Consider the following 5,500-nt stretch of genomic DNA (forward strand, 5'->3'; position numbering starts at 1 on the left):
CGCGGGATCAGACCTTGCGCCGGGCGGTGTTCAGATACCGGCATTTCCAGTTGGCGACGGTCCAGTTCGGATGCGTCTCGACCCATTTTGCCAGTTCCGGCTGGGCCCCCATCATGCAGGCCATGGGTGAGATGTCGGTATAGATGAGGCTGCGTTCCTCGCAGGCCCCTTGTTCATTCTGCGCCAGTCCAAAGCAGGCGACGAAGACAAGTTCGATCATGGCGACCTCGCGCTTTCCGGTTCCGGCCGAAAGGATGGCAGGCGATTCTGCATTGATGGTTAACCGACCGCGCGCCCTCCGAAATGCTGCCTCGCAGCAAAAGCCATGCTGCACATGCAAAGCAGAAATCGGCGGCGATTTCGCCCTGCGCTGCCTGAATCCCGGGCAGAACGCGGTTATCCCTTGCGCCGCATCAATCCCCGCGCCGGGTCATAGCCCAGGAGTGCCGGCAGGAAGAAAAGAACCGCCCCAGTCCCGACCAACAGCAACGCCCAGCCGTTGAACTGCGCATAAAGCGCAAAGCGGATCAGTTCGACCGCATGGGTAAAGGGGTTCGCCGCGCAGATGTCGCGCAGCAGCCGCGAGGCTTCGGCCATCTTCCACAGAGGATAAAGCGCGGTCGACAGGAAGAACATCGGGAAGATGACGAAATTCATCACGCCCGCGAAATTCTCGATCTGCCTGATCGTGGACGAGATCAGCAACCCCAGCGCACCCAGCATCAGCCCGCTGAGGACAAGCGCCGGCAGGACATGGACATAGCCCATCGCGGGCATCCTGATGCCCATCAGCGCGGCGATGCCGAGAAAGGCATAGACCTGCAACAGCGACACCGCCACGCCCGCCATCAGCTTGCAGAACAGAAGCCACCAGCGCGGCCGGGGCGAGGTCAGCAACAGCCGCATCGAGCCCATTTCCTGGTCGTAGACCAGCGAGAGCGAGGACTGCATCCCGTTGAAAAGCTGGATCATCGTGCAAAGGCCCGGGACGATGTAGACCTCGTAGGTGATATACGTTTGGTAGGGCGGCGTGATCGACAGGCCCAGCGCCGCGCGGAACCCCGCGGCAAAGATCACCAGCCAGACCAGCGGGCGCACCAGCGCCGAAAGGAAGCGGCCGCGGTTCTGGAGAAACCGCATCGCCTCGCGAAGCACGATGGCGTAAAGCGCGATCGTCCAGGCGTTCATGCCGCCGCCTCGTCATTGCCGCCGGTCATCTCGATGAAGGCGTCGATCAGATCGCCCTCGCCTGCAATCTCGGCTGCACTGGCCTGTTTCAGCACCCGGCCGCGGTTCAGCACCACGACATCGTCCGAAGGCTCGATCTCGTCGACCAGATGGGTGGCCCACAGGACCGTCAGCCCCTCGGCCGCCAGATCGTGGACATGGGCGGTGATCGACCGGCGCGCGGCGGTGTCCAGACCCACGGTCGGTTCGTCCAGCAACAGCACCTCGGGCGCATGGATCAGCGCGCGGGCAATCTCCATCCGCCTCCGGTGCCCGCCAATCAGCGCGCGCACCTTCTCGTCCGCGCGCTCGCGCATGTTCAGCCGGTCCAGCGCGGCGTCGATCCGCGCGGTGGCCCCACGCCCCGCCATGCCGTGCAGCGCCGCGAAATAGCGCATGTTGCGCATGACCGTCGTATCCAGATCCAGCGTCGGCTGCTGGAACACCACCCCGATCCGGGCAAGTGCTGCGCGCGGGTTGCGGGCCAGGTCGAAGCCCGCCACCTCGATCCTGCCCTCGCGCGTCACCAGAAGCCGCGTGAGCAGCGAGAACAGCGTCGATTTCCCTGCCCCGTTCGGCCCCAGAAGCGCGCAGAACCGCCCCCGGCCCAGCGCGAAGGACACATCGTCCAGCGCCCTTTTCGCCCCGTAGGACAGGCTGACATTGGAAACGCGAAGGGCGGTGGAGCGGGTCATATGTCCTGCCCCTGGGCAGGTGAGAGGATAGCGGGCCGGCCGGCAAGGTCCAGAATCCGGGTGCCGAGGCGCTCGGCCTCGGCGCGGGAATGGGTCACGAACAACGTGGCTGGCCGCTCCTCGGCGATCAGCCGCTCGGTCAGCGCCAGCATCGTCTCGGCGGTGGCAGGGTCGAGCGAAACAAAGGGCTCGTCCATGATCAGAAGCTCGGAATGCCCGGCAAAGGCCCGCGCCAGGGCCAGCCGCCGCTGCTGGCCCAGGGAAAGCTGGCCGGGAAAGGCATGCGCCTTGTCGCCGATGCCGACCCGAGCCAGCATGTCGCGCGCCGCCCGACGCGTCAGGCCCGGATGAACCAGCGTCAGGTTCTGCAACACGCTGCGCCAGGGCAGAAGCGTCGGTTCCTGGAACACCATCGCGATCCGGCCGGGCCGCTCGACCGTGCCTTCGAACCTGTCATCCAGCCCGGCAACGATACGCAAGAGCGTCGTCTTGCCGATACCCGAGGGGCCAATGATCGCCACCGTCTCGCCCTTGGCGACCTCGAGGGCGACGCGGCCCAGAACGGGGGTATCGCCAAAGGACTTGGCGCGGATATCGACCCGGATCATGCCGTCCGCCAGCGCCGCGCGCGCCGCTCCCAGGGTTGCAGGATCAGCCATTCGACGGCCAGCATCACCACGATGAAGGACAGCGCGTAGATCAGCACCATGCCCACGTCGAACAGCTGAAAGTAAAGGTGGATCTTGAAGCCGATCCCGTTCGACCGGCCCAGGAACTCGACCACCAGGATGATCTTCCAGATCACCGCCACGCCGCCCCGCGCCGCCGCCGCCACGAAAGGCGCAAGCTGGGGCAGCAGCACATGGCGCAGCCGCGCCCAGCCGGACATGCGATAGACCCGCGCCATGGCGTCCAGATCGCCCGACAGCGCCCGCGCGCCTTCGCGGATGGTGACGGTGACATTCGGCACCTTGTTCAGCGTCACCGCCACGATGGCCGCGGTCTCGTTCAGCCCGATCCACAGATAGCACAGCACGATCAGCACCAGCGCGGGCAGGTTCAGGAACACCACCAGCCACGGATCGAGCCAGCGGTTCAGCCGCTCGAACCGGCCCATCAGCAGGCCGAGGATCAACCCCAGGCTCATCGCAAGGCAGAACGCCCAGATCACCCGGACCAGCGTCTGGCCCAGGTGATGGGGCAGCGCGCCCGAGCGGGTCTCGGCCAGCCATGGCCCCACCAGCGCAAAGGGCTGGGGCAGGATCTGCGGATCGGCGGTCAGCGCCGCGGCGATGACCCACAAGAGCAGCAGACCAGAAAGCGAGATCGCCGGGACGGCGAGGCGGCCAAGCATCGCCGCCGCTCACTCCAGTTCCGGGAACAGGCCCGCAGGCAGGGTCGTGGCCCGCCCCACCAGTTCCTCGCCGCCCAGTTCCGCCATCAGCGCCAGAAAGCGGTCCGCCGCTTCGGGATCGACATTGCCCGGCGCCGGGATCCCCGCGCGATAATCGTCGCGCAGCCGCTCGAACTCTGCATCGTTGGCGGCGTTCATCAGGGGCCGGATCGCCTCCCACGCCGCGTCGCTTTCCAGAAGCATCGCCTTGGCCTCGCGCGAGGCGGCGTAAAAGGCTTCGGCGATGCCGGGATTCCCGGCCAGAAAGCTTTCCTTGAGCGCATAGCTCAGAAGCGGGGTATCCGGATCGAGCCCCAGCGCAGCCGAGGCATCCGCCACCGAGATCAGCTCGCGCATCCCCGCGGCCTTCATCTTGGCGAGGAAGTGCCAGAAATTGATTGCCCCGCCGGTTTCCCCCGACAACCCCGCCTTGAAGATCAGCGGTGGCGCGCCATAGACCTGTTCGGTCTCGGCGGCCAGGTCCATGCCGTATTCGCGCGCGGCATAGGCGCGAAGGATCAGCCAGCTCTTGTCCAGCGGTCCGCCCGCGATACCGATCTTCGCCCCCGCCATGTCCTTCAGGCTTTGCGCCGGGCTGTCCGCGGGCACTACCAGACCGCCCACCGCCCGCGAATAAGGGATCGCGACATAGTCGCGGCCCACGGCGCGCTGGCGGGCGACCCAGATCCAGTCGACCACCATCATGTCGGCCTCGCCTCCCTCGACCGCGACGCGCGTGGCGCCGTTATCGGCAAAGGGCGACAGCACCAGCTCGAACCCGTTCGCGGTATCGAGCCCGTTTTCCATGATCGTCGTCAGTTCCCAGGTCACGGTGCCCAACTGCAACACCGCCGCGCGCAGCCTCGGCAAATCCTCGGCCCAGGCAGCGGCGGCGCTGCATAGCGCCAGCGCGGCCGCAAGCGCGCCCGTTAGTCGCTTCAAGATGATCTTCCTCCCGGTTTCAGCGCGCATTTCCGGTGTCGTTCTTGTCCGCCCTGCAACGTCCTGACCGGCGGGCATGAGCGCCGCTAGCCCCCTCCCCGGCAGCGCAGGCAAAGTTTCGAGGATCGTGCCAGAGCGCAGAGCAAACGGGAAACCGATACTTAAGGCGCATTGCGACCTGTCCGGGCGGGGATAATCTTGGACGATGAACCTACGCCCCCTGCTTGCGGCTCTTGCCGCCCTGATCGCTCTGGCCGCGGCCCCGCTTGCGGCGCAGGCCCCACTGGACCGCGACGGGCAGGTGGCGTTCTTCGGCATCACCTTTCTGGATACCTCGACCGAGGGCGACTATTTCGGCGCGCGCGCAGACGAACAGGCGCGCGTCGTTCTGCTGGAGGACGAGGTGCGCGTACGCTTTGGCACCGAGGGGCTTGCGCTGATGGACAACGCGCCGGTTGCCGAGGATCTGGCCCGCATCAAGAACCCCGCCAACTACTATGGCTGCGAGTTGCGGATCGCCGACAAGCTGGGCGCCGATTACGTCCTGGTCGGCGAGGTGCAGAAGGTGTCGAACCTTATCCTGTCGATGAACCTGGTGATGCGCGATGTCGAAACCGGCGCAATGGTGCGGGGGATGTCCGTCGATATCCGCTCGAACACCGACGATTCCTGGCTTCGGGGCATGCGCTACATCCTGAAAAACAATTTCTTCAAGGAATGAGGGAGGATTTCGTGAAGTTCCATGGCTTTCTGGCCGCGCTGACGGCCGTGGCGGTGACGGTTCCCGCGCTGGCTGCTGGCGCATGGGCCGACGCGCCAGAAGGTCGACGTGACCACCGAACTGGCCGCCGAACCGGCCGAGATCCGGACGGTCGTGGGCGACTTTCAGGACATGGGCTGGCACCCGGCTGTCCACGCCACGACCGGCGAGGGCGGCAACGCGGTCGATGCAACGCGGGTGCTGACGCTTGGCGCGGCGGACGGGCCGACCATTTCCGAAGAGCTCTACAAATACGATGCCGAGAAGATGACCTATTCCTGCCGGATTACCGAGGTCGCGGTCGAGGTGCTGCCGGTGACGAACTATTCCGCGCATCTGACGGTCAAGCCGCGCGATGGTGGCGGGTCGGTCGTTGAATGGCGCGGCGCCTTCTATCGCGGCTATCCCAACAACGATCCGCCCCCCGAATTGAACGACGAGGCCGCCATCAGGGCCGTGACAGCGGTCTATGAGTTGTTTCCG

8 protein-coding genes are annotated in these 5,500 nt (G+C 65.9%); 2 read left to right on the top strand and 6 right to left on the bottom strand.

The features are described 5' to 3' along the window. Positions 1 to 7: 7 nt before the first annotated feature. The 6 genes from ENN83_RS08200 to ENN83_RS08225 form a co-directional block, all read right to left on the bottom strand. Positions 8 to 220, bottom strand: a complete 213-nt coding sequence (locus tag ENN83_RS08200) for a hypothetical protein (protein WP_287185860.1) — start codon at positions 218 to 220, stop codon at positions 8 to 10. A gap of 176 nt (positions 221 to 396) precedes the next feature. Further along, positions 397 to 1,188 (bottom strand): ABC transporter permease, encoded by a 792-nt coding sequence (locus ENN83_RS08205; RefSeq protein WP_287185862.1) that lies wholly within the window; start codon positions 1,186 to 1,188, stop codon positions 397 to 399. Beyond that, positions 1,185 to 1,922 (bottom strand): ABC transporter ATP-binding protein, encoded by a 738-nt coding sequence (locus ENN83_RS08210; protein ID WP_287185864.1) that lies wholly within the window; start codon positions 1,920 to 1,922, stop codon positions 1,185 to 1,187. Before ENN83_RS08210 ends, ENN83_RS08205 begins: the two co-directional genes overlap by 4 nt. Then, positions 1,919 to 2,530: an ABC transporter ATP-binding protein gene (locus ENN83_RS08215; protein WP_287185866.1), complete on the bottom strand. Its 612-nt coding sequence runs from the start codon at positions 2,528 to 2,530 to the stop codon at positions 1,919 to 1,921. The genes ENN83_RS08210 and ENN83_RS08215 overlap by 4 nt, the downstream gene beginning before the upstream one ends. Continuing rightward, entirely contained in the window at positions 2,527 to 3,276 is a 750-nt protein-coding gene (locus ENN83_RS08220; protein WP_287185868.1) for an ABC transporter permease, read from the bottom strand. Before ENN83_RS08220 ends, ENN83_RS08215 begins: the two co-directional genes overlap by 4 nt. Before the next feature lie 9 nt (positions 3,277 to 3,285). After that, positions 3,286 to 4,257, bottom strand: a complete 972-nt coding sequence (locus ENN83_RS08225) for an ABC transporter substrate-binding protein (protein WP_414707637.1) — start codon at positions 4,255 to 4,257, stop codon at positions 3,286 to 3,288. A gap of 205 nt (positions 4,258 to 4,462) precedes the next feature. Here ENN83_RS08225 and ENN83_RS08230 point away from each other — a divergent pair, with 205 nt between their 5' ends. Beyond that, positions 4,463 to 4,978: a DUF3280 domain-containing protein gene (locus ENN83_RS08230; protein WP_287185870.1), complete on the top strand. Its 516-nt coding sequence runs from the start codon at positions 4,463 to 4,465 to the stop codon at positions 4,976 to 4,978. A gap of 108 nt (positions 4,979 to 5,086) precedes the next feature. Continuing rightward, positions 5,087 to 5,500, top strand: a 414-nt coding sequence (locus tag ENN83_RS08235; RefSeq protein ID WP_414707638.1) for an SRPBCC family protein, incomplete at its 3' end; no start/stop codon positions are given.

Source organism: Rhodovulum sp. (genome assembly GCF_011048875.1).
Taxonomy (GTDB): Bacteria; Pseudomonadota; Alphaproteobacteria; order Rhodobacterales; family Rhodobacteraceae; genus Rhodovulum; species Rhodovulum tesquicola.